We start from the raw sequence: 26,031 nt of genomic DNA on the forward strand, positions 1-26,031 counted from the left end.
TTGAGAGTATTGTAAACGTGAACTAAAAAAATAGGTGAAATTTGTCCTTGGAGGTGTTGCAATGAAAAAATGGTCTGTAAGCCAAACAATTAGTATTCTGACAGGCGTTACAGTGGCAATGATGATTGGCTTAATAGTCCTTCGACGATTGTTTGGTCAGTTTATGGATAAGACGGCGTGGGAGTTAAGCGTCGAGCTGATTGCCGTGATCGCCATCGTGACTATGAATAAATACTGGCTCCACGTGCCGTTATCTTACCGTTGGCAAACGCATGGGCTGTTTTGGAATGTTTGTTGGCTGGGATTACTCCTTGTTTTTATTAATGGTGGGGTATTTATTGGTAGTTATTTTGTTAATACAAAATTTGTACCCGGGATTGAAGCAGTTGTCATGTCGTTGCTCGTCGGTTTTTATGAAGAAAGTTTCTTTCGGGGCATTATTTTAGGGCAGCTCGTGCATAACTTTAAGGGCCGTCATCGCATTGTAAATGCCGTTTTGGTCAGCAGTGTGCTCTTTGGACTTATGCATGCCGGTCACTTTTTCGACAATTTCGGTCAAAGCGGAATTAACACAACGCTTCAGATAGGTTATGCCATTTGTTTAGGTGTGTATTTCTCTGCGGTGACACTGCGCACGGGTTCATTATTTTGGCCGATGGTGATGCATGCAACGTTTGATTTGCCGTCGTTCTACCTTGAGTTTGCGGAACACGCCAACATTCTTAGCGGCTCGATGTCAGGGGAAGAGTTGATGATTTCTCTGGTCAGTGACGCGGTTCATTATTTGCCAGTTCTGCTGATTGGATTGTGGTTGGTTCGGAAGTCGCAGTTGGCTGAGATTCACCATGCCAATCAAGCTTGGGTTAACTAGCTTCAACATTGTTTGATGACGTTTGCTGAAAAATAGAGGCTTAGATCTCGCTTACGGTTGTCAACATTGACACGCTTGCCGTGGGACCGGTTCAAGCCTCCAAAGTTCGGAGTCTTTCACCTCGCCGCACAGCCTCGTGAAGTTCCGAGTCTATGCGACCGTCCGTAACCTAAATTCGGGAAACCACCGAATTAACGTTACTTGCACGGTTCGGTATCAATGTTGACGCCCTCCAGCTAAATAGTAGCAAGTTTTCGTTACACAGAATAAAATTAAAAAAAGGGTATCCGAGAAGTGATTAGACTTCTTAGATACCTTTTTTGCGTACATTTAAACAGCAGGGATGGTTCAAATTAACGCAGGATCATAACGGAGATAGGTGAGTACTTTGCCATATAAGCGGCTTGAGAACCAAAGTACTTGCGAATTCCTTTTTTAGATAACGAACCAATGATCAGCAGGTCAGCGCTGACCTCAGGAATTACATTTTTGACGATTGTTTCACCAGGATCGCCTTCATCAACGATGACTTCAACGTTTTCTACGCCACCATCTTCGGCAATCTTTTTGTAACCTTGAACGTGGGCGACTAATTCATCATGTTCGCCATGAACATAGTCCTTAGTGAGTGCCTGATAGACGTTCATATCGTCACTTTCCAAAATGGAAGTGATAATCAATGTTGCGCCATCTTTAGCAGCGCGACGAACGGCGTATTTAAACGCAAGTTGGGCGTCAGCGGAGTCATCGACCCCGACTAAAATTCGTTTGAAAACTTTATCTACATCTTCTGACATGTCTATTCATTCTCCTCAAATTAGATTTGAAATCGACTACTTAGCTTCAGCAGTGGCATTGTTTTCTTCGGCTGCTGCGGCAAGTTGTGCTTCGTAACGTTTGTTGCCGTGGTAGAGATCAATGACCATCCATACGAGTAAAGCAACAATGGCAGCGATGACGATGTAAGCGACAATGTTAGCGATGTTGACGTCTTTTGCTGGGAAGAATGCTTGAATTTGAGCTGGCATATTGTAAATGTTTAACCCAATTAAAAGTAATACGGCGACCCAACCCGCAACTTGAGTGTACCAGTGGTTGGTGAATCGTTTGCCCATTTCTACTTTACTGTTAGTAAACATTAGTAATGGCAACATAGAGAAAGGCAGAGCGAAGGCTAGGAACACTTGAGAGTTATTCATTAAATCATTTAGTGCTTCGTGTTGGTGAACGGCTGATTGACCGCTAGTCAAACCAACACAGATTAAAACAGGAACAACTGAAATCAGTCGGGTAACTAAACGACGCATCCATAGTGGCATCTTCATGTGGATGAAACCTTCCATGATGACCTGACCAGTTAAGGTACCAGTGATGGTTGAGTTTTGACCAGAAGCTAACAGGGCGACAGCGAACAGTGTGGACAGGATTCCTGTCCGAGCAACACTGGCCAGCACACCATTACTCATGGTGGACGTGTCATTCAAAGCTTGGTACAAACCGAAGAATGAAGGGTCTTTAACAGCACCACTCTTGAATACGGCAACACCCATGACTAACAGCAATGCGTTAACGAAGAAAGCAACTGTTAATTGGATGTTTGAGTCCCACATGGTGAACCGAACTGTTTGTGCAACTTGGTTTTCATCGTTGTGATCCAGTTGACGTGTTTGGGAAATGGCTGAGTGCAAGTATAGGTTATGTGGCATAACCGTGGCACCGATAATCCCAAGTGAACCAGTCAATGGTGAAATACCACCAATTACGGGTCCTTTTGAAATGGTCTTGGCGCTAGGAATCAAGCCCACAATAGCAGCACCCCAGTCAGGGTTTGACAAGGCAACTTGATAAGCAAAGACGACGAAGATAACGACGATCAATGCGACAACGATTGCTTCAATTTTTCGGAAACCGATTTTAGTTAATAACAATAATAGCAAGACATCAAAAACGGTAATGAAAACTGAAATAACCAATGGAATATGGAATAAAAGATATAACGCGATTGCGGCACCAATAACTTCGGCAATATCCGTTGCCATAATGGCAAATTCTGTCATTAACCAAAGTACGATACCAAGTGCCTTACTAGTGCGGGCACGAATCATTTGTGCCAAGTCCATTTGACTCACGATACCCAGTTTAGCCGCCATGGCTTGTAACAACATTGCGATTAAACTTGATATCAAGATAATGGACATCAGCAGATACTGGAAGTTTTGCCCACCGGTGATAGAAGTTGACCAGTTACCGGGATCCATGTAACCCACGGCAACTAATGCACCAGGTCCAGAGTAGGCAAGCAGAGTTTTCCAGAATCCTTTTCCCATCGGAACTTTAACGGTACCGTTAATTTCTTCGAGCGAACGGCCGTTAGCATAATGAATCAAATGCTCTTTTTTCGGTTTTTTGCTTGTTGTGTCCAAAAGCAAATACCTCCTCACATAATTTTGGTACCCGAATATAATACAACATTTTTTTAGATTTGTGGACACTCAATTTAAAATTAGGCATATTATTTTTAAGGGATGGCTAAAATTAAATGAAAGGATGTGAAAGTCATTTTACTATGGCAAATTACAAGTTTAATCCGAACAAGCCCGGAATCTTTCAATGGCAGTCTGTTGATGATGTATTTTTAATGGTCGTTGATTAATTAGTTCAAGTGCTGCTAGGATCTCATCAGTCGTTACTTGGCTAAAATTGGTCTTTTTCGGGAAGAACCAGCGTAACCGTCTATTAAAATATTCATTGGAACCTCGCTCCCATGGTGAATATGGATGGCAAAAATAAACTTTGATCTGATAATCCTGTTCTAAGGCCTGATAATTGGCAAACTCTTTACCATGATCAACAGTAATGGATTTTACTTGGGGACCGAAGGCCCCCATAAACTTGCCAAAGGCGGTGTTTAGAGCCTTAGCCGTTCTATTAGGGGCTTTGATGGCCCATAGAAGTCGGGTCTTACGTTCTACGAATGTAACCAGACATGATCGTGACTCACTTCGACTAGAAAGCACCGTATCTACTTCCCAATGACCAAAAGCTAATCGTTGATTAACAGTTGTTGGCCGTTGTTCGATGGAAGTCCCACTTGTAAATTTCCCACGATTTTCGCTCACTCGGTGCTGGCGGACATTCCGATTGGGTAGATCAGTCAATTTGAAGGGGAGCCAGCCACGATTAAGCCAATTATAAATTGACGCAGTGCTCAAGTTATAAGCGGCCGCAATGGTTTCTGGTGACCAGGTTAATCGTAAGTGATTGGTAATTAAAGTCGCTAATGCTGCCGTCAGCATCGAACGACGACCGCAATTCCGCCTTTTGCGATCTGCATCTTGCTGAGCTAATTCTGGATCATAAGGTTTAACCCGGTCCAACTCATAGCTAATCGTAGCTTTGGCGACGCCTAAGGCGTCAGCCATTACTTGGTAAGATTTATTCCCCTCATTGACCAGTTGTGCTAGTGCGCCACGTTGAAAACGTGATAAAGTAGATGTACCCAAAGTAATCACTCCCTATATTGGTTGGAATTAGCTACTACCATTGTAAGTGATTACTTTGGGCTTTTTAATTTCTGTTCGGATTAATTATAGAATTTGCCCTATCAAACAGAATTTTGCTAGCGGTTGATATCTTGGCACTATCGGGGCACAAAACAAGTGAGATGAACCTAGCACTATTTTTAGGGACGGATAACAATAGACTTGGAAAAGCGGTTTCATTATTGAAAAAGCGTCGTTTATTGAACGAAACTACGGGTAGGAAAATATATACATTAACTCAATTTGGTCATGATAAAGTTCGTGTATTACACAAACGATGCGATACGGTTGGTGCAATTATGCAACAGGTTCCTGAATCGATGATGTTAAATGGAGACGGTATGATGATAAAAGCGCCGCGCCTTTCATATTGGGGGCATAGATTGGATTATTTTCGAAGATAACGAGAAGCAACATTAAGTTTGATTGCGTAGGTCAGCTTATATAGGTTTAACCAGCCTGGGTTAAGCAAACAAACTTAGTGGAACTTTTACATCAGCGTAACTTAGTACAAATAATGTGAGTTCGTTTTGAACTGGTTCTTTCGCATTTGACGTACAGAAAGACAGATGATTATGGAAGAACATGAACGACCACTTACGGGTGGCAAATTTGCGTTTGTAACGCTGCTCAACATCTCAATTACGGTTGTTGAAATTATTGGCGGTTTATTGGCAGGCTCGTTGGCTTTGATCACAGATGCCATTCACAATTTTGGCGATTCCTTGTCCATTGTGTTGAGTTATTCAGCACAGCGGATTGGACAGCGCGACCAAGATGAGCGGGCGACGTTTGGCTATCATCGTGTTGAAATCTTAACAGCGTTTGTCAACAGCCTTGTACTGATTTTGATTTCCATCGTTTTGGTATGGGAGGGGATTCAACGACTACTACACCAACAACCAATCAATGGATCTGTCATGTTTTGGACCGCATTGGTTAGTTTTTGCTTTAATATGGGGTCCGCTGTGTTAATGCATGCAGATTCACGGGGAAGCTTGAATATTAAGGCCACGTATTTACATTTGTTGGCGGATGCATTGGCCTCAATTGCGGTAATTATTGGGTCCTTGATGGTGATGGCGTTTCACATTTATTGGATTGATGCAGCGTTAACCATTGCCGTGTCGCTTTACATTATTTATGAGACCCTTGGTGTTGTGAAACAAACGTCCAAAATTTTGCTGCAAAATGCGCCATTACTGGATTATGACGCCATTATTGAAGCAATGACGCAGGTGCCAGGAGTGGTCGATGTGCATCATCTTCACGCATGGATGGAAGACGAGAAGGATATCATCTTTTCCGCTCACGTGAATATTGAGCCTGACGCGATTGAAGACATCGAGTGGATTACTGCTCAAGAAACACAGTTGTTACAACAACGGTTCAATATTTGTCACGTAACCGTTCAAATTGAAATTAAGCATGGTTTAAACAGCGCTAGGTTTGCCAAACACGAAATGTTATAGCAATTGTTCCACAGTTAGAATTTAAGGGGTATTAAGATAATGAAAGAGAAAACAACAAAAAAAGAAATAGTTAAAATGGTTGCCAAACATGCGGAGGTCTCACAAAGTACATCACAACAAGTGATCGATGCCTTATTTGACTGCATCGGTGAGGAACTTGCTGCTGGGCGGGATGTTGAGTTGCGCCGTTTTGGCACATTTGTCGTTCATACAAATAAAACACGTGTCATCAGTGACATCAGTGGTCAGCCGGCAACGGTACCGGAACATCGAATTGCCAAGTATCGATGTGGTACTAGTATGCGAGCAATATTGAACGGTTCGCATGAAGGCATTACCGACTAAGAAATTTTTGTCAGTAATGAAGAATGTTCACCTTAAAAATGCCGCTCCTTAACAATCAGGAGCGACATTTTTTGAGTTGACTAACGAGAACGGGGAGTTCAACACTTCCATGTTAGTTAAAAAATTGTTTATAGAGAAGCAAGTTAGTTGCCGTTTTTCTGTGCAGCTAGTGCTTTATTTTGAAGATCTGGTAAAACTTGTTTTGGCGTCTTACGCAGTGAAAACATATCATCAATGGCGGTGATATAGTCTTGGCGGAAAGCGGAGTACCCTTTAAACGTTGGTTGTTGAACACCAATGTTCAAAGAATCGACGGCCGTTTGCTGGTTTGGATTCTGCTTCAGGTACTCTTTATAACTGGCCAACTTAACTGACGATTTTCTGACTGGTACATAACCAGATGCCTGTGACCATTTCGCGCTGGCCTTCGTAGACATAGAGTATTTCATAAAGTCCCAAGCGGCTTTTTGTTTGGCCGTGGACAGGCCCTTAAACATCATTAAATCCGCACCGCCGACTGCGGATAAACGAGTCGATTTATAAGCGGGCATTTCCGCAGTCCCCCAGCTAAAGTCCTTTGGAGCATGCGTCTGAATGGCCTGAATTGCACTTGAAGAGCTGATGTAAAAGAGTGACTTTCCTTGCGTAAATGCGCCGGAATAGTATTTGTCAGATCCAGCCGGCTTGATGTAGCCTTTTTTGATGTTATCAACAAAGTAAGCGCTGGCTGCCTTAGGTCCTTTGCCGTTCATTTGTGGTTTCAAACGATTATTGATAATCGGACTGCCAAATTCTTGAGCAATCCCGGCAAATTCGATGTCAAAACCAGCATCGATGCCTAGTGCCGTGATATTATCCTGTTTAACTTTAGCTCCGTCATTAGCGATGTCCTGCCATGTTTTGGGGACAGCTAAATGATACTTTTTGAGGAGTGCTTTGTTGTAAAATAACAACCGTGGTGACTTATTGAGCGGAGTCGTGTAGTAACTCTTTTTGTAAGTCATGTTTTTAGTGAATGTGGGATATAAATCGGCAAAATCTTTCTTAGTTAAACCTTGCTTGCCATTCACCAATTTAGTAATGGGTTGGATCAATTGGTGACTTTGCAAATCTGGGACGGCAGAGTAACCTAATTGCCCAAGAGCAGGTAACGTATGCGATTTGCCAGCAGCCATGATTTTTTTCTGGAGATCACCATAGTTTCCTTGATAGAGTGCAGTGACATGAACCTTGGATTGAGTGTGATTATAATCTGTAACCATCTCTGCTAACGCCTTTTCTGACGGTCCCGTCATGGCATGCCACAGGGTGATGTTGACCCGTTTCTTCGTTTGGCTGGCAGATGCCGTTTGCGGTTTGATTACCGTTGCAAATCCAACTAACAACGGTACTGCAAGTAACCAAGTTAACCAATGATTTCTCTTCATCCCAAATACCCCTCCATGTTGGTGATGATTCTGAGTTGAAACGACAGGAAAATGCTAATAAAAGTATTGCTAACGACTTTATACGGCTTAAGTTTGGCAAAACAACGTAAAGGTTAACTACAGTTTTTTGTGTTAATTATGTATCGTTTATGTAAAGACGATATTAGTTATTTAATAAAGGTAAAATTCGAGGAGGCAAAATATGTTATCGTCGGCTGCAATTAGCGAAATCGTCGATGGTTTATGGTTGAGTGTGACATCATTGCTGAATGAAACGAACCGGTTAAAGAAACACAGCCGGTCACAGCGGGATTATGACGCGGTAGTTGCTGAAAGGGTGACACCACGTCTAGCAGCGCTGGATGAATTAATTGACTGGTTGCCAACAGATCGGCTCAGTGATGCGGCACAAACACGCTTAGCGGCCATTCGTCAGGGAATGAGCCAACTAAAAGAAGATCAGCATCGTCAATTGGATGCTGACCTTCTGAAAAAACGTAATTTAGATCGCGAAGAGGGACGAATTTCTCGTCACCGGCGTTTTTAGCGATTACCACATCACATTAGGACCGACGTTTAGAGCAATGGTTGAGTTAGCAATTTGCTCTTGGTGATCAAGTGCGACAGGCGTGAAGCAACTTAGCATTGACACGGTGCCAATGTTATCGCTTTTGATGGGGTTACTGGATGAGCCGCCAATCAAAACGGTTTGGGGCGATGTTGTCCAACCACCGAGTTCATAAAATGGGACTAAGTCTGGTGGACACGTGAAGATGCTAAAATCAGCGTCGTCGTGTTGAATTAAGGCAAAGGCAGTCATGATAAGTGACGTGCCAAACCCTTTATGGAGATATTGAGGCGCAATCATCACTTCGGATAGGCCGCTGACTTGATAGCGTTGGTCGTTGAGTGTAACGGACGTTGTTGGAATTTTCAGCGACCCCGCCAATTGCCCATTTTTGTCATGCATGACAACGACAATTTGTTGTTCAAGATAATAACGTAAGTCGTTTTCGTCAGCGTCTTCGACATTGGGCCAGTAATGATGACTGAGTTCGGCTATCGCTGCTTTATCGGTAGCGGGTAGTGAGAAATAGTGGTACGTATCTGTTTTCATAATATCCTTAATATTTTGATTGGCTGATATTTATCAGACCTAAATTAAGTCACTTGAAAAGACTGTATTTAAAACAGGAAAAGTGACATTGTGTTGGTTAGTGGTTTAATTTAACCATGAAACGATGTAATTGACCAGAAAGGTGGCGGAAAAAATGGGTTCAAGAATGATGCATTATGCCATAGCACAACAACTAGCACCTGAAAGTACAGCTTTTTCGATTGGTAGTTTGGCACCAGATGTGAGCGGACATAATTTTGACTTTAAATCGCAGACTCACTACATGACCTTAAATGAAGATGGGAAAACGCGCTCGATTCATCCAGAGACGTTTGCCGAAGAATATCAACGACAACTATTACCGAATATGTTTGTTCGTGGCTATTATGCACATTTATTAGAAGACAAGGTGTGGTTAGACACCGTGTTCAATCCATGCATCAGGCCGCAATTAAATACACAGCGTGATCAAAAATTGGCCGCTTACTACGCTGATTTTCATACGCTCAATCTCTTGATTGCGAGTCACCACAAACTGCAGCCGTTGTCTGTGCCGGATTCCGCTCACGATTTCGCAGTCGTTCGTGAAATTGGTGATGGCGATGTGGTACAAGTGGTTAAAGACTTGCAGGATGATTTCGAACCGGTTCCCAAACGTCAATTAGTAATGCTGTCATTTGATCAAATAGAACAGTATATCAACACCTGTGTGCAGGTCGTTCAGAATCACCTTAGCGCGCTTAAGTAAGTTTGCAGTTGCTAGCGCCGCTTAGTGTTAGTTGGCTAAACCGAGGACCATGTCAATCGTCCGTAGCACACCGTCATCGTTGTTGGTCCATTCGGTAACGGCCTTAGCACTGTGCTGAACTTTGATTGACGCGTTAGCCATGGCATAACTGTGGCCGGCGTGGGCCAACATCGCGATATCGTTATCATTATCACCAAATGCCATCACATCGGCGGGGCTGATGTGCCAATACTCTTCAAGTGCGTGCAGGCCGACCTGTTTGTTGATATGAGCGGGAATAATGTCTAGGCCACCAAAGCCACTTGCTGTCGCTGCTAATGTTTTCGGCAAGTGTTGGTTGAGATACTCAGCTCGCTGGCCCGCCTGATCGTCCAGCCACACCAAGTCCAGTTTGAACATGTCATCATGAACGTCGGTCAAACGATCACACAACTGGAGACCACTGTAGAAATAGTTGGCCTGCTCCATCAACTCTGCGTTTGTATCACGTTCAACATAAGCACCATGCCGACCAGAAAGAATCACCATACCGCCGGTCAGCACTGGATCGGTGCGAATCATGGTGAGTGCTTGATTGAGATCAGTCGCCGAAACAGTATCCGCAAAAATGACCTGATCATTTAAACTGACAAGACCGCCGTTTTCAGCCAGAAACGCAATATTGTCGTAATCGGCAAACATATCGGTTAGATGTTTAAGCTGATTGCCGCTCGCAATGACGAAACGAACGTGACGCTGCTCAAGCTGATCTAGTACATGTTTGAAATGCATATGATTAAAGTCATGGTCATTGGTGATAAACGTGCCATCGATGTCAGTTGCGATCATTTTAATAGTCATAGTGAGTCAAACCACCTTTCTGAGGGTAGTCATAGCGTATCATGACAGCGCTATCAAGGCCAACTAGTTATAAGAAAAATAATGTTTAGAAATTAAAAACCACGTTCGGCAAAAGCCCAGCGTGGTTATTTTTAAAGATAAATTTTAGTGGAACACGTCTTCCTTGCCGTTAACGTACAAGGCTGCTGCAATGGTCAAAATTGAGATTACCAACAGAACAGCCATCAGAATATTCCAACCGCCGAGCATCACGTGTAGCGTGCCGTAAGCGATTGGCCCGACGGCAGCAATCAGATAGCCCAGAGACTGTGCCATTCCTGACAGGTCAGCCGTTTCTTGCGGTGTACGTGTCTTAAGGTTGAACAGTGTCATGGCTAATGCGAATGATGCCGTCGTTGCGCATCCTAGGATGATACAAATGATAGCGAAATACCAAATCGTATGGATTGGTAACAATAGGCCACCGATTCCGATGACAAAGCCTGCACCAATCGTCATTAGCAGCGTAAACTGATTTTTAACGCGTGCAGAGATAATTGGTACCGCATAAGCGGCAGGCAGTGACGCAATCTGATATAGTCCAAGCAACAAACTGGCAGTGTTGGCTGATACGCCACGGTCAGTCATCAGTGTTGGCAACCACGTAATCAGCGTGTAGAAGACAAATGATTGCAGACCCATGAAAATCGTCATCATCCAAGCAGTGGGTTGTTTCCAAACGGACTCGTGTGGTGCAGTCGCTGTTTGCTCGTCAACCGGTTGTGCCTTGTGATTGTACCGTAAGTTTGGCAACCACGTAATGATGTTGATAATGGCCACGATGGAGAAAATTTGGATGGTTAATTGCCAGCCAATCTTGCCAGCTAGCGGCGCAGAAACGCCGGCCGAAATGGCGGAGAAGAACGTCATGGAAAATGAATATAAACTCGTCATTTCACCAATTTTGTGGGGGTAGTTTTCTGCAACCAGAGCTGGTAACAGGACATTTAGAAAGGCGACCCCGATACCGACAAGCAAAGTTCCGATGATCAGTGCTGTTGCAGAATAAACCCGCATCCAGTTCCCGATGACCAGAATAATCAGTGCAAACAATAACGCCACTTCGGTTCCTACCTTAGCGGACACACGCGGGGCAATCGGGGACAGAACCGCAAAACATAGTAGTGGAATAGTGGTTAAACTACCGGCCAGTCCACTTGATAAGTGCAACGTGTGTTGAATGGGTGCCAGAATTGGTGGGATGACGGTGATGACCATCCGCAAACTGGAACCCAGCAAGATAATGCCGAGTAACAACCAACTACTGTGTTTGACAGCCTGTTTCGTTTTGTCAGACATGAAAATAAAACCTCCTCAGCGAGGATTAAAATTTTGTTTTAGTTATATTATGTAGCAAATGATCACAGCACAGTCTGTACGATGATGTTTGCGGCATGGCCGAACAATGCGACCGTCTTAGTTTACACGCGATTGTTCATTTCAGCAACAAACAAGCTGGTTGGGTGGTCATAATGATGCAAAGTTGCGCTTTGACTACGCTTGCGGTTGTCAACATTGACACGCTCGCCGTGGGACCGGTTCAAGCCGGAAGCACGCCGTCTTTCACCTCGCCGCAGAGCCTCGTGGAAATCCGAGTCTCCGCGACCGTCCGTGTTGTAAATCCGAGAGAACCATTCGGATTTACAACACCTTCATGGTTCGGTATCAATGTTGACGCCCTTCAGCTCACATAGTGGCAAGCTTTTAGTATGTATCATTATAACGACAAACTTTTTTTGTAAACGCAGCCTCAATTTTTTATATAGTAGTGGAGCTGACCAGAAACAAAGTTCCGTGTCGGCAACACTTGGCGGCGAGAATTTGGCCGCTTAGTGTTGCGGGATGAGTTATGAGACGTGTACTTCGGCTCATAATCAAGGTAGAAGACTCCGGTTTTAAGGAGGCTGAGACCGGTCCCAATGGAACGGCGTTTCTGATCAGCGTAACGACATGACGTCATAAAAACCGCCATATCAAGTTTGCCAACTTATCAAAAGATGATGTAAAGAATGATAAAACGAGTATGCTTAGAATAATTAATAAGAGAAAGCCCCTGATGATATGAGCAACAAACCGGTGCAAACGAACTAGAAAAACTGCATTGGAGATGGACACATGAATGACTTAGATTTAACCACTATTGTTAACGCGATGGCGCTGGCCCCAAACGGCCGACCAGTACAGGAACACCAAACGGCATACAGAATTGCCTTGGCTGAGGATTGGCAGATTGAACCAGGTATGAAGTTGTTGGAACTTGGTTGTGGACAAGGCGACATGACCGCTGTTTTGGGTGCAGCCGTTGGTGAAAATGGGCACGTGGTAGCTTATGATCCGGCACCGCTAGATTATGGGGCGCCGATTACAATTGGTGATGCCCAGCAGCATCTGGCCAATTCATCGTTTGGCAAACAACTTGAGGTGCATTTGGCGACTGACGTGATGCAGGACGACATCACGTATCCTGACAATTACTTTGACGGGCTGGTGATTGCGCACGCTTCGTGGTATTTCGACAGCCTTGAACAGTTACAGACCACCTTGCAAAAGGTCGCACCGTGGTGTAAACAAATTTTCTTTGCTGAATGGGATATTACGCCGCGATTAGCGAACCAAGTTCCTCATCAATTGGCTGTGTTGATTGAGACACAACTGGCCGCGTTTACGCCCAACAGTTTCGCTAATGTGAGAACGCTGGTGACAAAGGAATGGCTCGTTGAGGTGCTCCATGAACTCGGGTATACCGTCCAAACAGCCAGTCAAGATGCGATGAAGATGGAGGACGGGTATTGGGAGGCCAGTTACACGGCTGAAACTGGATTAGCAGCTGTGACTGCAATGTCCTTGCCCGATAAGTTTAAACAACTGATGGAAACCGAAATTCGTACATTGCAGACTTATGATTTAACGCAGATGAAAACGTTGGACAGTTTTGTAATGACAGCTACGCGGACTGACGCTCAATAGAATCAAAAAGAAAAAGGATCATTCGTTTGACTTACCGATTACTGCGGCAGTGCTCAAACGGATGATTCTTTTTTTATACAATCATTTTATGTTAAAGACTGGTGGGCAGGTAGACCATCTTAAACGTTAAGGCCACAACTGGCGTTTGATCCGTGAAGTGTTGCCCAATTGCTTCGGCCTGCGTTTCTAATCGAGCGCGGTGAGACGTTTGCCAGATGGATAGGGAAGTGCCGTCTTCTAGGTATGCGTGCTCTGCGGTAACATGGTCAAACGGCATTTGTTGCACGGCGACATATTGCAGGATGGCCACTGCATGAACGGAGCCATCAAACAAAATTTCATAATCATGATTAGGGATGGGCATAGTTTGTTTGTCATGCGCATATAGGGCCGCTAGTGTTGTCGTGGCCTGTTTCATACCGGCAACAACCCGCATTGATTCGATATCGGCGGCCTCAGAACCACCGCCAAACGACCACGCGTGATGTGGCGTATTTTTAGCGGTTGGATGTTTTTGGATGAATTGTTGCCAAATTTCGTCAGCATTTAATGACATTGGACAGGACCTCCTAACCTTTATTATACCCATTAACAAACCAACCGACCAAAAAGAACCCTGAAGGAGCCAAACTAGGCAGTTCACTGGGGCTCAATCAGTTGATTCCATATAATTGGGTTGATAATGACATGCTTCTCGTTGAAAGGAGCGTTTTTCATGAAGGCCATGGTAAGTAACCGTCTAGGAAGTGTGGCGACACTGCAGGAACAAACTATGTTGATACCAGAAGTTGGACCTGATGATCTATTATTACGGGTGGAGGCGACGGCGCTCAATCCATTGGATTTTCAGATGATCACAGGCCAACATGATCGTGCATACACATTCCCGTTAATTTTAGGACGAGATGTTGCTGGAAAGGTGGTTGGCAAGGGTAGTCGGGTGAAGTTGTTCAGTTTGGGGGATGAGGTCGTTGCCTACCAACCTGAACAGCAGTTAGGGACGGTTGCTGAATATACGGTGGTGCCGGCAAACCAGGCATTAGTTCGTCCTCGTCAAGTCAGTGCAATTCAAGCAGCAACATTACCGACATCTGGAGAAACTGCTTATGAAGCGATTGTTGACAGTCTTAAACTGCGAAATGACCAAACGATTCTAATTCAAGGTGGTGTTGGGAGTTTTGCCGTGCAAATTGCCCATGTGCTGGGTGCGCATGTCGTCACCACAGTGCCACGCCGTGATGAAAAGTTTGGGATTGTGCTAGGGGCTGACCAAGCAATTGACTATCAGGTAGTCGACTTTCGTCAGGTGATTCAACCGGTTGATGCAGTTTTGGATACGGTGGGCGATAAAGTGCTGGTTGATAGTATGAATTACGTACGCCAGGGTGGGCATTTAGTGTCGATTGAAGCCGCCCCAGATCTACTTGTTGCAGAAAGTGGTGCATTTGCTGGAGAATTCTTCCAATTACAGCCAAACGTCGGTGTGCTCGGTCAATTGTTAACGTTGGTGGCCAAACGACAGGTGAAACCGCTGATTGAAAGGGTGATTCCGTTCACAGCACCCGCCATCAGAGCAGCGCTTAAAGTGGTTGGTAGTGGACATGAACGCGGAAAACGTGTAATCTCCGTATGGAATCCACAATTAGAAAAGTAGGTTGGTAAATAATGTTAGCATTCACTTTGGGATTAGTTGCCGTAGTCGGTTTGGAACATTTATTCATTATGTGTTTAGAGATGTTCTGGTCCACTGGCCGTATTGCGCAACAAACGTTTGGCAGTGACTCATCATTTTTGGAGCAACCACAGGTTAAGGCAATTTTCAAAAATATGGGCATCTACAACGGTTTTGTTGGTGTCGGAATTTTATGGAGCCTGTTTGCGTTGCCAACAATGGAGATGCGATCCGTATTGATTCTCTTTACAGGCTTCGTCGTTGTTGCTGCGATTGTCGGCGCGGTTACAGTGAGTCGGCGCATCTTTGTCGTTCAAGGACTGCCAGCACTGTTTGCAGTTCTTTGTGTGCTACTTTTTCTGTAGGGCGAATTTACAATTGAAATGCAACACAAAGTAAAAAAATAAACCCATACCGGGTAGAATATGTTTAACGACCAAATCAAACAATTCGAGGTATCCGGTATGAGCTATAAACATCTTACTATAAAAGAACGTGAAATACTTATGTTTTTACGAGCTAAGGGGTTATCTATCCGGGCTGTTGCGTTACGGCTGGGGCGAAATCCAAGCACTATTTCACGGGAGTTAAAACGTTGTGCAGGTAATTATTCCCCAAGCAAAGCAGATAATGACTATCATCAAAAGCGGCAGAATTGTCACAAGAAGCGGCTATTAGACAGCCATCCACAATTACGCCGTCAAATTGTTCATTACATCTTAGATCTGCACTGGTCACCAGAGCAGATTACCGCTCGCTTTAATAAGGAACATCAATGGTGTGTTAGCTACAACACAATTTACCGTCATATCTATCAACACAATTTAGGTGAGAAGTACTCCTCACGTGGTGATACCGGTATTCAGCGCCATCTCAGACATAAACATCGGACTCGGCATTCAAAGAATACTAGACGACATCGAGAAGTACAGACCGACTATATCTCGATCCATGAGCGCCCTGGTTTTATCAACCAGCGTCAACGTATAGGTGACTGGGAAATTGATACTGTGATTGGTCGAACGGGTCACTCCATCCTTTTAACGATTGTCGATCGGCTTAGTCGGCTTACGCTTATCAAAAAGGTTGTGCAAAAGGACTCGCAGGAGATAAATAAAGGCTTAGTTGAACTGTTAGGGGCCATTCCTAAAGAATTTGTTCATTCTATTACACCAGATCATGGGACCGAATTTCTTCATCTTGATGAAATCAGCGAAAGGTTAGGTGTTACTGTCTATTGGCCCGATCCATATTCGCCTGAACAGCGTGGAACAAATGAGAATACAAATGGATTAATCCGGGAATATTTTCCCAAGCGAACAGATATTGATAATTATACAGAACAGGACGTTGAACACTGCCAAAAGCAGTTAAATCAACGTCCTCGCAAAGTGTTAAACTATGAAACCCCATATGAAGTATTTTTTGACAAACCGTTGCACTTAGTTTGACAATTCGCCAGACAATAATAAAAGCAGGTGAGCTTCCAATATTGGAAAAGCTCACCTGCTTTGTTGTTTATTTATTGTTTTCTGTAACTACTCGCGTTGTGAAGTGATGTTTTAATGATGGAATGAAATGTTTGTCAGACCAACCTTGAACCCACCCCTGCGTGAGGAAGGCCCAGACGGTACCGAAGTTGACCGCCCATAACTGGAAGTGGTTCGTGAAGAGACAAATAATCATGATAATTACTGGCGGAATATAACTCAACATTTGTGAAGCCGTTGCGAGACCCCGTAAATAGCGGAAACGAATGATATAGGATAAGTCATCGTTTGGATGCATGATGATGTTTGCCCGTTGATAGAGGGAAACGGCGGCACCAACACCAAACAAGCCAATGACATCAATAACAACTAGTGCCGCAAGTTCCCATGGGTGACTGAAATCGCCGTGCAAGTATTTGATGCCAAGCACGTCCGACCAGAATGGCACAATAAACTGAATTAAATAGCTAAACGGGACGATATATAAGATGTTACGAATGAGTCGGCCCCAGTCGAAACGGCCGATGAGCAATTGGTCCAGAAAGGCAATGACCACACCGTAACCGGTGAGAACAATGCCCAGTCCCTGACTGGCCACAGCCGGGCTCGTCGTATGCAATAACCAATGGGTGAGGTTAACGGCGGATGCTGTCCACACTGCGCTTCCCATATTGGTGGAAATCGTGAGTGCATTAAAGGCGGAGTTCAAAATAATTGAAATGATGAGCCAGGTAAAACGCTGTTTGGCATCTTTCATGTGCACGGAACTGTCCTCTTTTCACAAAGTATATGGTTAGTATAATCGAATTTGGACCAATGTTTAAGATTTTCTCAGTTCAAACGTTATTAATCGCTTTTTTGATGCCAATCAGGAATAATAAAACCACGCTTTATTGCGCACGACTGCGCGTCCCACAGCTCTGACCACTTCATAAATGAAAGGTGACACCGTATGGAACAACAGTAGTAGATTGTAAAATTAATCCGAACGCTGTTCGGACAAAAAAGATCAGCTTCCTTTAAAATGGTGTTTACAACAAACCCATCTTTTAGGAGCTGATCTTTTGTCTAGTATAACCTATTCCGAACGAATTAAAATCGAAACCTTTTGTGAACTAGGGCTGTCCAATATCCAAATGGGCGTTCGGCTGAACCGATCACCGTCAACAATTTCTTATGAATTATCTCGATGTCAACCTTATCAGGCTGAATTAGCACAAACAGATGCCGAATACAAGCGATCACGATGTGGTCGGAAAACTAAGCTGAGCGATGAGTTAAAGCAAACAATTCTCAACCATTTACATCTAAGCTGGTCACCAGGAATGATTGCTCACGAATTTAAACTAGCGACTAAATCTATTTATAATTGGCTAAATCAGGGGAGAATTGGTTTCTCCTTGAATGATCTACCTGAACATGGCGTACGCCAACGGCGTAACGTTGACCAACGATCCAAATATAATCAATCTTTGGGGCGATCGATTGAACAGCGTCCCATGATGATTAATCAACGTAATCGCATCGGTGATTTTGAACTAGATACCGTCGTTGGCCCTCGTGGGCATAGTAAGGCAGTTTTATTAACTTTAATCGATCGCAAATCACGGTTCCTTTGGGCATATCGGTTAAAGGACCGAACGACAGCGAGTGTTAATGAAGCACTGACTAAGTTCCTAACAACTTTTAATGGACCGGTGCACAGTTTTACTGTGGACCGTGGTACTGAGTTTAGTGGGCTAGTATCATTTGAATCACAATATGGTATTAAGACCTATTACTGTCATGCTTATACGCCAGCTGAACGTGGTAGTAATGAACGCTTTAATCGGAATTTACGTTATTTTTATCCTAAGGGGACTCGTTTTGAGCACATTAGTGCTCAAGATTTAACGACGACGTTACTCCAAATTAACCAGAGACCGCTTAAAATACTTGACTGGAAAACACCGTATCAGGTTATGCTGACCAATTTGTCCAAAAATTCGGATTAAATTTGCAATCTACCCAGTTAATTGATTTTATGAACCAATTTGGCTATTTAGGCATCGTTTTGCTAATTGCGTTAGAAAATGTTTTCCCACCGATTCCCTCAGAAGTGATTTTGACGTTTGCTGGCTTCATGACCTTGGCCGCGGATTTAACGATTACCGGCAGTGTGATTGCCGCCACGATTGGTGCGGTTCTGGGAGCCGTTATTCTATATGGAATTGGGCATTGGTTGAATGAGGAACGATTACAACGTTTGGTGCAAAGCCGTTTTGGACGTTTGTTACGCCTCAAACAGAGTGATGTTACTAAAACGGCTAATTTATTCAAGAAGCATGGCGGCAAGACCGTTTTCTTTGGTCGTTTTATCCCGGTAATTCGTAGTTTGATTTCCATTCCGGCGGGGATGACTCGGATGAAGTGGCAATCGTTTATTTTATTCACGACAGTTGGCACACTGATTTGGAATGTTGTGTTGATTGTGCTCGGCCGCATGGCAGGTCACGCGTGGACACAAGTTTCAGCGGCAGTTGATACTTTTTCAACGATGACGATCATTGTGCTGGCCATTTTGCTCTTGGTTGGCGGCATTTGGTACTATGTTAAACGGATTCGGGTAAAATCAAACTAAGTACTGGTTCACAATTCCGGCCACAAGACCTATGATGGAGTTATTAAACTGTTGGAGGTTTGACTGATGGAAGAACGGAAGTTAATTACTGAGATTTTGAATACAGAAGATGTTTCATACACAATCTCAGAACCGCATGATAACAAGATTACGTTGATGGTTAACCAATTGAAGAATGACAAACGGCCCTTGGATGTTGTTGAAAAGGAAATTGTTCATGAATTGGATCGTGCGGAGCTGACGTATAACGAAAAGTTGAATCCAGACGAACAGACTGCAATGCAAATTGATATTGATGTTAAATAACGAATTAAATTTAAAAACACTTCTTTAGTGCAATCGCAGATAATTGCGATGCATTAGGGAAGTGTTTTTTATTAGGACAAGATTTAGTGAAAAAATGTGGCATTGCCTAAAACTGTAAACTTACCTGACTTGATGGGTGATTAATTTGAGCATGATCATACAGCCAACACAGATTAGTTATAACTTAATTGTGCAAAGATAAGGTCTTTTTTCTCGACCACAATAGCCAACCAAGTAAGCCAATGGCAATCACGATTAACCCGAGTGCAAATAGATAACTGAAATGCATACCATAAACGAACCAACTGGCGTGACCGTGCGGATAGGCAGTCATATGATGTCCGGCACGTTGGCTGATGCCAGAATAAAGTAGCGATGTTGCTAACGATAGCCCAATTGCCATGCCTAGGTTACGTCCCAATGCGGCAATAGAACCAGCGATACCTTGAAATTCTGGGCCGGCATTGCCCATAATCATTGGATTGTTTTGGAAAGCGCCGTTTGCAATGCCAAAGAATGCCAGGCCAAACACGAGCCAAGCCAGTGACCATGTGGGCTGCACAAAGATAAAAATCAGCTCTGGAATCAAAAAGAGGAAAAGCGCGTAAAACGACACACGTTCGGCACCGATATGATCCGAAATGACACCACCAGCCGGGGCACTAAAGATATTCAATAATGGCACGGCCATCAGGATTAGCCCTGCCGTTGCGGACGATAGCATCAATGTTTCCTGAAGGTAAAAGGGCATAATGACATTATTGAAGAAGCCCGTCATGTATACGAGCATCGCAGAAATAATGCCGAGTGAGAAGCCACGATTGGCAAAAATTTTAAGTTGAATCAGTGGTTGTTGTACGCGTCGTTCGATTAATATAAAGGCTGCCAACATCACAATGGCTAAACCAAACAAACTGAGTACGCCGGCGGAATGGAAACCAACAGCCTGACCCCAGTAGATGGCGACAAAAAAGGCACTAATCATGGTCGCAAACGTTGCATAACCAGGCCAATCAATCACGACTTTATCGAAGCGGATGTGTTGGTGAGGAAAGATGCGGTGTCCAAACAGAAACGCGATAATGCCAATCGGGACATTGATGAAGAATATCCAATGCCAACTGACAACGGATAAGATAAGCCCACCAAGTCCTGGCCCAGCAATGTTACCGATTTGAACCACCGAACTATTGAGTCCTAACGCCCGACCATGCTGGTTTGAAGGAAATATTTGAGTGATGATGCCAAAGTTAGTGGCCATCACCATTGAAGAACCAAGCGCTTGCAGTGACCGAGCGCCCAGCAACAGCAGTAAGTTTGTGCTCAAACCACAAAACAGTGAGCCTGTGATAAACACTAGAGTACCGACTTGAAAAATGGGGATGCGGCCGATTTGATCAGACAATCGACCAAAGAAAATCAGGAGCACGCAGATGAGCACTAAGTAGACGGAAACGACCCACTCGGCTTCATTCATTGGTACATTAAGTTCACGACTGATGTGGGGAATGGCGATGTTAACAATACTGGCATCTAATGTTGACATGAATGATACCGAGGATGTTGCCATTAATAAGATCCATTGTGAGCGTTGCTTCATGAAAACCTCCTGGGACAAAAAGCTGCTTAATCAAATTTTATATAGCCAAAATTTATTCTTTTATAAACACAACTTTTAGTTTTTATGACTGATTTAACATGATAAAATTACTGAGCAAATTAAGTTGAAGCGGTTAGCAAATTCTAACACAAAGAGGTGTTGCCTATGGGCGATACAGAAAATCTGTGTGGAGGGAGGTGCCACTTTGTCTTGCGGAAATGCGATTATGATGATGCTAACGTTTGGAATGTTTATTCTTACGTTGCTAACCTTCATCGTGATCTTAATCCGGAGTTTTGGTCAAAGAAAAAACCGCTAATCTAACTTTTGGAGGATGATTAACGGTTTCATATTCATCTAATGCCAGCCGTTTCGGCGGCGCTTGCAGGAGGAAATGTCATGCGACTGACATTTCCTTCTTTTTTATTATAGCACGTCAAATTTAGCCGGGACTACTAAAAATTACCGCAGAACCAACTTTACGACAGCTTCAACGCGTGCCGTTTGGGGGAACATGTCAATGGATTGAATGTATTCAACGCGATAGACACGACCTAACTCAACTAAGTTTTGGGCCAGCGTTGATGGGTTACATGAAACATAGACAAACTTTTCAGGCTGTACTTGCATAATGGTATCGATCATTGTGTCGGCAAGGCCTGCACGAGGCGGATCAACGACCAATGCATCCGGCCGCCAACCTTGGCTGACCCATTGTGGTAATAGGTCTTCCGCGGTTCCTACACTGTATTCTGCGTTCGTAATGCCGTTCAATTCAGCATTACGGTTGGCGTCATCAACAGATTCTTCAATCGTGTCCATGCCACGAACTTCGCCGGCACGGTCTGCCAAGGATAATCCAATTGTACCCACCCCTGAGTAGGCATCCACCAAGTGGTCGGCATGCGTTAGGTCCAAAGCTTTAATCGTTTCTTCGTACAAACGGGTGGTCTGCTTAGGATTTAACTGTAAAAATGCCCGTGGCGATAATTGGAACTGCTTACCTAATAGGGTTTCAGTAATGTAGTCCTGACCCATTAACTTAGTGGTCTTATCTCCCCAGACTAACGAAGTTTTGCTTTGGTTAACGTTTTGCATGACGGAAACAACTTGTGGCAAACGTTCTTCGATCAGCGCTAACAATTCCCGTTTGTGCGGCAACTTTTGTGAGTTGGTGACAAACGTGACCTGAACTTCGCCACTGGCTTCGGATGAACGGACAACGAGCGTTTTGATAATGCCTGAATTGGCCTCTTCATCGTAAATGGGAACTTGTAATTCTTGCAGCATTTTGACTAATGCGCGAATGACGGTCATGGTTGCTTCATTTTGAGTGCTGGCTTCCGGAAGATCAACAAGATCATGCGTACCTTCCTTATATAGACCGGCAATCACATTATCGTCCGCATCCTGCCGTACTTGGAATTGGGCTTTGTTGCGGTAGTGATAGGGATCTGCCATGCCGATTGTTGGGCGCAGGTCATAGTTTTCCCAGCCGCGGGGCTGAAACTTTTCCAGCGCTTGGCGAATAACATCACGTTTGAAGGCCAGTTGTGACGGGTAATCAAGATGGGAAAGTTCGAACCCACCAACTTCGGCTGACTGCGTATCCGGTGGCGTTACCCGGTGGTCACTTTCTTTACGGATTTGATGTACTTTAGCGTTTAGAAAATGAGCCGCTACGTGCGTGACTTCAGCGACGACCACTTCGTCTGGCAGGGCGCCTGGGACAAACGTAATCTTATGACGATAATAGCCGATCCCTTCGCCGTTGATGCCGAGGCGTTTGATGGTTAATGGAAAACGTTGGCCAACCTCGACCTGAACGTCAGCTTGTTCCGATTGACTATTGCGCTGACGATGATACCCATTGTGGTCATTGTTCCGTGAATGATCAAACGAACGGCGGTCGTTGCGATACTGTGAATGTGTTTGATGATTATTGTGATCAAAGTGCGAGCGACCGCGTTCTGGGCGATGATCGCTGTTATTTCGTGATTGAGGTTCCATATTGTCCTCCGATGCTAACTCTAGTAATAATTAGAACCATCATAGCATGTTTGACCACCGAGATGTGGTTTCCGTATTGCCGAAGCCCACGTGAAGACTTGTAAACGGACAAACGGAAAGTGATGTTTTATGCTTACTTTAGAATAAATGAAGAAAGTGGTGAAACGATGACAGCATTACTGACAATGACCGATATTGACTACCGAGTTGGGGAGCGTAAAATCCTGACGAAAATCAATTTGCGGTTAGAAAAAGAGAGCAACTTGATGGTAGTGGGTCCGTCTGGTTCGGGTAAAAGTACGATTCTCCAAATTATGGCACGGATGATCTCACCGAGCGCTGGTCAAATGACATTTGATGATCATGATGCGTTTACGTACGATCCGATGGTTTACCGTCGTCGGGTGTCGTATTGCTTTCAACAACCAACGCTATTTGGCAAAACGGTGGCCGACAACCTTAACTTTCCGTTTGAAATTCGTAACCAAAGTGTCAATGAGGCACGCCAGCACGAATTGCTCGATCAAGTAAACCTATCACCAGATTATTTAAGCCACGACATTACAGGTTTATCCGGTGGCGAACGACAACGAGTGGCGCTTATTCGTAATCTGGTGTTTGTACCGGACATTTTGTTGCTTGATGAAGTAACGACTGGTTTGGACACAGATAATAAAGCCATCGTGCACGGCCTGGTTGATCATTATCGTGATCGCGGAGGCACCGTGGTGTGGATTACTCATGATGAAAGTGAAATTGCTGCCGCTGATGATTTATATGAAGTCGTAGCGGGCAAACACACTCAGGAGGTACGTCATGCATAATGCGGTGAATGTTAATAATGTAAGTTTAGCGTTTGCGGCTGGCCTCGTGCTGGTTGCGCTATTTATTGGCTGGCGTCAGAAGCTTGGTGTGGACCGAGATATGATTATCGGCGTGGTTCGTGCCATTATTCAGCTAACAATTGTTGGCTTCTTACTGAAATATATCTTTGCGGTCAACAACGTGTTGCTCACGTTGGCAATGATTTTGGTCATTATCTTTAATGCGGCTTATAATGCGATGAAACGGGGAAAGGGAATTCCAAACATTTTTTGGTCATCTTTTTGGTCCATCTTAATCAGCACCTCAGTGACGCTAAGTGGTTTGGTTTTGGCGGGTGCGATTAAGTTTGTCCCGTCACAGATGATTCCAATTTCAGGCATGATTGCCAGTAACTCAATGGTGGCAATTGGGCTTTGTTACCGCAATATGCGAACACTCTTTCGGGACCAACGCCAACAAGTGTTGGAACGTTTAGCATTAGGTGCCAGTGTGCACGATTCCGCAATTGGCATCGTCCGCGAGTGTATCAAAACGGGAATGCAACCAACGATTGACGCATCTAAGACTTACGGAATCGTTAGTTTGCCGGGGATGATGTCTGGACTGATCTTCGCCGGTGTTGATCCGGTTTATGCCATTAAGTATCAGATTATGGTGGTGTTTATGTTACTGTCAGCGACCAGTCTCGGCTCTGTCAGCGCTTGTTACATTGCTTACCGCCGTTTCTTTAATGACCAACAACAGTTAGTTACCGCATCAGATAATGGCAAGTAGTTTTCCACCAAACGTGTGGCGAGAGTGCTTACCGTTACGTCGATTAGAGACGCCGCACCGTGGGGACCGGTCTCAGCCTCCTGAGAACCGGAGTCTTCTACCTCGATTCTGAGCCGAAGCCGAATAGTCCATCGTCTCAGAACTCGTCCCACAACACTAAATGGCCCAAAACCAGGCCATAAGTGTTGTCGACACGATGCTCTGTCTCTAATCGACTTCACTATATTGCGGCCACATGTGGGAGATGCCATTTTGTTGATACTGTGGTAGTAAATAGTAGATTGTAAAATTAATCCGAACGCTGTTCGGACAAAAAAGATCAGCTTCCTTTAAAATGGTGTTTACAACAAACCCATCTTTTAGGAGCTGATCTTTTGTCTAGTATAACCTATTCCGAACGAATTAAAATCGAAACCTTTTGTGAACTAGGGCTGTCCAATATCCAAATGGGCGTTCGGCTGAACCGATCACCGTCAACAATTTCTTATGAATTATCTCGATGTCAACCTTATCAGGCTGAATTAGCACAAACAGATGCCGAATACAAGCGATCACGATGTGGTCGGAAAACTAAGCTGAGCGATGAGTTAAAGCAAACAATTCTCAACCATTTACATCTAAGCTGGTCACCAGGAATGATTGCTCACGAATTTAAACTAGCGACTAAATCTATTTATAATTGGCTAAATCAGGGGAGAATTGGTTTCTCCTTGAATGATCTACCTGAACATGGCGTACGCCAACGGCGTAACGTTGACCAACGATCCAAATATAATCAATCTTTGGGGCGATCGATTGAACAGCGTCCCATGATGATTAATCAACGTAATCGCATCGGTGATTTTGAACTAGATACCGTCGTTGGCCCTCGTGGGCATAGTAAGGCAGTTTTATTAACTTTAATCGATCGCAAATCACGGTTCCTTTGGGCATATCGGTTAAAGGACCGAACGACAGCGAGTGTTAATGAAGCACTGACTAAGTTCCTAACAACTTTTAATGGACCGGTGCACAGTTTTACTGTGGACCGTGGTACTGAGTTTAGTGGGCTAGTATCATTTGAATCACAATATGGTATTAAGACCTATTACTGTCATGCTTATACGCCAGCTGAACGTGGTAGTAATGAACGCTTTAATCGGAATTTACGTTATTTTTATCCTAAGGGGACTCGTTTTGAGCACATTAGTGCTCAAGATTTAACGACGACGTTACTCCAAATTAACCAGAGACCGCTTAAAATACTTGACTGGAAAACACCGTATCAGGTTATGCTGACCAATTTGTCCAAAAATTCGGATTAAATTTGCAATCTACCAAATGCTATTCTAAATAAAAATTTTTTATCCAAAAAATGGCGGTGTTA

General features: G+C 44.0%; 28 protein-coding genes. 17 read left to right on the forward strand and 11 right to left on the reverse strand.

The genetic code is table 11. From position 1 onward, the window contains the following. Positions 1–61: 61 nt before the first annotated feature. Positions 62–871, forward strand: coding sequence for a CPBP family intramembrane glutamic endopeptidase (locus tag ABUE36_RS02135; protein ID WP_161002224.1), 810 nt, complete (start codon positions 62–64; stop codon positions 869–871). Positions 872–1,224: 353 nt separating this feature from the next. Here the strand turns inward: ABUE36_RS02135 and ABUE36_RS02140 are convergent, their stop codons facing one another. From ABUE36_RS02140 to ABUE36_RS02150, 3 genes are all read right to left on the reverse strand, one after another. Next, positions 1,225–1,668, reverse strand: coding sequence for a universal stress protein (locus ABUE36_RS02140; protein ID WP_017260771.1), 444 nt, complete (start codon positions 1,666–1,668; stop codon positions 1,225–1,227). A 36-nt stretch (positions 1,669–1,704) separates the two neighbouring features. After that, positions 1,705–3,294, reverse strand: a complete 1,590-nt coding sequence (locus ABUE36_RS02145; protein ID WP_161002225.1) for an Nramp family divalent metal transporter — start codon at positions 3,292–3,294, stop codon at positions 1,705–1,707. 159 nt (positions 3,295–3,453) lie between these two features. Next, positions 3,454–4,374, reverse strand: a complete 921-nt coding sequence (locus ABUE36_RS02150; protein WP_011373852.1) for an IS30-like element ISLsa1 family transposase — start codon at positions 4,372–4,374, stop codon at positions 3,454–3,456. A gap of 131 nt (positions 4,375–4,505) precedes the next feature. Between ABUE36_RS02150 and ABUE36_RS02155 the strand changes: the two genes are divergently transcribed. The 3 genes from ABUE36_RS02155 (at position 4,506) to ABUE36_RS02165 (ending at position 6,230) form a co-directional block, all read left to right on the forward strand. After that, positions 4,506–4,817 carry a hypothetical protein gene (locus ABUE36_RS02155; RefSeq protein WP_421017070.1) on the forward strand — a complete coding sequence of 104 codons (312 nt, stop codon included), beginning with the start codon at positions 4,506–4,508 and terminating at the stop codon, positions 4,815–4,817. 171 nt (positions 4,818–4,988) lie between these two features. Next, entirely contained in the window at positions 4,989–5,885 is an 897-nt protein-coding gene (locus ABUE36_RS02160) for a cation diffusion facilitator family transporter (RefSeq protein ID WP_161002227.1), read from the forward strand. A 39-nt stretch (positions 5,886–5,924) separates the two neighbouring features. Further along, positions 5,925–6,230: an HU family DNA-binding protein gene (locus ABUE36_RS02165; RefSeq protein ID WP_161002228.1), complete on the forward strand. Its 306-nt coding sequence runs from the start codon at positions 5,925–5,927 to the stop codon at positions 6,228–6,230. A gap of 143 nt (positions 6,231–6,373) precedes the next feature. On the opposite strand, the gene ABUE36_RS02170 is transcribed toward ABUE36_RS02165, so the two are convergent. Beyond that, the gene (locus ABUE36_RS02170) at positions 6,374–7,657 is read right to left on the reverse strand and encodes an ABC transporter substrate-binding protein (RefSeq protein WP_161002229.1); all 1,284 of its coding nucleotides are present in this window, start codon (positions 7,655–7,657) and stop codon (positions 6,374–6,376) included. A gap of 202 nt (positions 7,658–7,859) precedes the next feature. Here ABUE36_RS02170 and ABUE36_RS02175 point away from each other — a divergent pair, with 202 nt between their 5' ends. Further along, a complete protein-coding gene (locus tag ABUE36_RS02175) occupies positions 7,860–8,204 on the forward strand; it encodes a hypothetical protein (protein WP_161004103.1) in 345 nt (114 codons plus the stop codon). Between the two features lie 3 nt (positions 8,205–8,207). Here the strand turns inward: ABUE36_RS02175 and ABUE36_RS02180 are convergent, their stop codons facing one another. Further along, on the reverse strand, positions 8,208–8,774 hold the full coding sequence (locus tag ABUE36_RS02180) for a GNAT family N-acetyltransferase (RefSeq protein WP_161002231.1): 567 nt from the start codon (positions 8,772–8,774) through the stop codon (positions 8,208–8,210). A gap of 154 nt (positions 8,775–8,928) precedes the next feature. Here ABUE36_RS02180 and ABUE36_RS02185 point away from each other — a divergent pair, with 154 nt between their 5' ends. Beyond that, a complete protein-coding gene (locus ABUE36_RS02185; protein ID WP_161002232.1) occupies positions 8,929–9,522 on the forward strand; it encodes a hypothetical protein in 594 nt (197 codons plus the stop codon). A gap of 27 nt (positions 9,523–9,549) precedes the next feature. Here ABUE36_RS02185 and ABUE36_RS02190 read toward each other — a convergent pair whose 3' ends face one another. Together ABUE36_RS02190 and ABUE36_RS02195 are read right to left on the reverse strand one after the other, a co-directional pair. Further along, positions 9,550–10,362, reverse strand: a complete 813-nt coding sequence (locus tag ABUE36_RS02190; RefSeq protein ID WP_421017071.1) for a Cof-type HAD-IIB family hydrolase — start codon at positions 10,360–10,362, stop codon at positions 9,550–9,552. Positions 10,363–10,506: 144 nt separating this feature from the next. After that, positions 10,507–11,700 (reverse strand): CynX/NimT family MFS transporter, encoded by a 1,194-nt coding sequence (locus tag ABUE36_RS02195; protein WP_161002234.1) that lies wholly within the window; start codon positions 11,698–11,700, stop codon positions 10,507–10,509. Positions 11,701–12,516: 816 nt separating this feature from the next. Here ABUE36_RS02195 and ABUE36_RS02200 point away from each other — a divergent pair. Continuing rightward, positions 12,517–13,368, forward strand: coding sequence for a class I SAM-dependent methyltransferase (locus ABUE36_RS02200; protein ID WP_161002235.1), 852 nt, complete (start codon positions 12,517–12,519; stop codon positions 13,366–13,368). Positions 13,369–13,459: 91 nt separating this feature from the next. Here the strand turns inward: ABUE36_RS02200 and ABUE36_RS02205 are convergent, their stop codons facing one another. Further along, complete coding sequence (locus ABUE36_RS02205; RefSeq protein ID WP_161002236.1) at positions 13,460–13,924, reverse strand: ASCH domain-containing protein; 465 nt, start codon at positions 13,922–13,924, stop codon at positions 13,460–13,462. Positions 13,925–14,083: 159 nt separating this feature from the next. Here ABUE36_RS02205 and ABUE36_RS02210 point away from each other — a divergent pair, with 159 nt between their 5' ends. The 3 genes from ABUE36_RS02210 (at position 14,084) to ABUE36_RS02220 (ending at position 16,491) form a co-directional block, all read left to right on the forward strand. Further along, positions 14,084–15,022 (forward strand): NADP-dependent oxidoreductase, encoded by a 939-nt coding sequence (locus ABUE36_RS02210; RefSeq protein WP_421017072.1) that lies wholly within the window; start codon positions 14,084–14,086, stop codon positions 15,020–15,022. Between the two features lie 11 nt (positions 15,023–15,033). After that, entirely contained in the window at positions 15,034–15,405 is a 372-nt protein-coding gene (locus ABUE36_RS02215; protein ID WP_161002239.1) for a DUF1304 domain-containing protein, read from the forward strand. Between the two features lie 99 nt (positions 15,406–15,504). After that, entirely contained in the window at positions 15,505–16,491 is a 987-nt protein-coding gene (locus ABUE36_RS02220) for an IS30 family transposase (RefSeq protein ID WP_191982121.1), read from the forward strand. Between the two features lie 67 nt (positions 16,492–16,558). Here ABUE36_RS02220 and ABUE36_RS02225 read toward each other — a convergent pair whose 3' ends face one another. Next, the gene (locus tag ABUE36_RS02225; protein ID WP_421017073.1) at positions 16,559–17,293 is read right to left on the reverse strand and encodes a hypothetical protein; all 735 of its coding nucleotides are present in this window, start codon (positions 17,291–17,293) and stop codon (positions 16,559–16,561) included. A gap of 301 nt (positions 17,294–17,594) precedes the next feature. Between ABUE36_RS02225 and ABUE36_RS02230 the strand changes: the two genes are divergently transcribed. The 3 genes from ABUE36_RS02230 (at position 17,595) to ABUE36_RS02240 (ending at position 19,456) form a co-directional block, all read left to right on the forward strand. Further along, positions 17,595–18,524, forward strand: a complete 930-nt coding sequence (locus ABUE36_RS02230) for an IS30-like element ISLpl1 family transposase (protein ID WP_096109805.1) — start codon at positions 17,595–17,597, stop codon at positions 18,522–18,524. A gap of 29 nt (positions 18,525–18,553) precedes the next feature. Next, positions 18,554–19,150 carry a DedA family protein gene (locus tag ABUE36_RS02235; RefSeq protein WP_421017453.1) on the forward strand — a complete coding sequence of 199 codons (597 nt, stop codon included), beginning with the start codon at positions 18,554–18,556 and terminating at the stop codon, positions 19,148–19,150. Between the two features lie 66 nt (positions 19,151–19,216). After that, positions 19,217–19,456 carry a hypothetical protein gene (locus ABUE36_RS02240; protein ID WP_017260831.1) on the forward strand — a complete coding sequence of 80 codons (240 nt, stop codon included), beginning with the start codon at positions 19,217–19,219 and terminating at the stop codon, positions 19,454–19,456. 184 nt (positions 19,457–19,640) lie between these two features. On the opposite strand, the gene ABUE36_RS02245 is transcribed toward ABUE36_RS02240, so the two are convergent. Beyond that, entirely contained in the window at positions 19,641–21,056 is a 1,416-nt protein-coding gene (locus ABUE36_RS02245) for an MFS transporter (RefSeq protein WP_161001949.1), read from the reverse strand. A gap of 247 nt (positions 21,057–21,303) precedes the next feature. On the opposite strand from ABUE36_RS02245, the gene ABUE36_RS02250 reads away from it, so the two are divergent. Then, positions 21,304–21,375, forward strand: coding sequence for a hypothetical protein (locus tag ABUE36_RS02250; RefSeq protein ID WP_238331077.1), 72 nt, complete (start codon positions 21,304–21,306; stop codon positions 21,373–21,375). A 143-nt stretch (positions 21,376–21,518) separates the two neighbouring features. On the opposite strand, the gene rlmD is transcribed toward ABUE36_RS02250, so the two are convergent. After that, positions 21,519–23,066 carry a 23S rRNA (uracil(1939)-C(5))-methyltransferase RlmD gene (rlmD, locus tag ABUE36_RS02255; RefSeq protein WP_421017074.1) on the reverse strand — a complete coding sequence of 516 codons (1,548 nt, stop codon included), beginning with the start codon at positions 23,064–23,066 and terminating at the stop codon, positions 21,519–21,521. A 167-nt stretch (positions 23,067–23,233) separates the two neighbouring features. Between rlmD and ABUE36_RS02260 the strand changes: the two genes are divergently transcribed. The 3 genes from ABUE36_RS02260 to ABUE36_RS02270 all read left to right on the forward strand — a co-directional run bounded on the left by ABUE36_RS02260 (position 23,234) and on the right by ABUE36_RS02270 (position 25,969). Next, positions 23,234–23,890: an ABC transporter ATP-binding protein gene (locus ABUE36_RS02260; protein ID WP_162855660.1), complete on the forward strand. Its 657-nt coding sequence runs from the start codon at positions 23,234–23,236 to the stop codon at positions 23,888–23,890. Further along, on the forward strand, positions 23,883–24,665 hold the full coding sequence (locus ABUE36_RS02265) for an ABC transporter permease (protein WP_161001951.1): 783 nt from the start codon (positions 23,883–23,885) through the stop codon (positions 24,663–24,665). Before ABUE36_RS02260 ends, ABUE36_RS02265 begins: the two co-directional genes overlap by 8 nt. 374 nt (positions 24,666–25,039) lie before the next feature. Then, positions 25,040–25,969 (forward strand): IS30-like element ISLpl1 family transposase, encoded by a 930-nt coding sequence (locus ABUE36_RS02270; protein ID WP_096109805.1) that lies wholly within the window; start codon positions 25,040–25,042, stop codon positions 25,967–25,969. The last annotated feature ends 62 nt before the right edge of the window (positions 25,970–26,031 follow it).

Source organism: Furfurilactobacillus cerevisiae (assembly GCF_048961765.1).
GTDB classification, from domain to species: Bacteria; Bacillota; Bacilli; order Lactobacillales; family Lactobacillaceae; genus Furfurilactobacillus; species Furfurilactobacillus milii_A.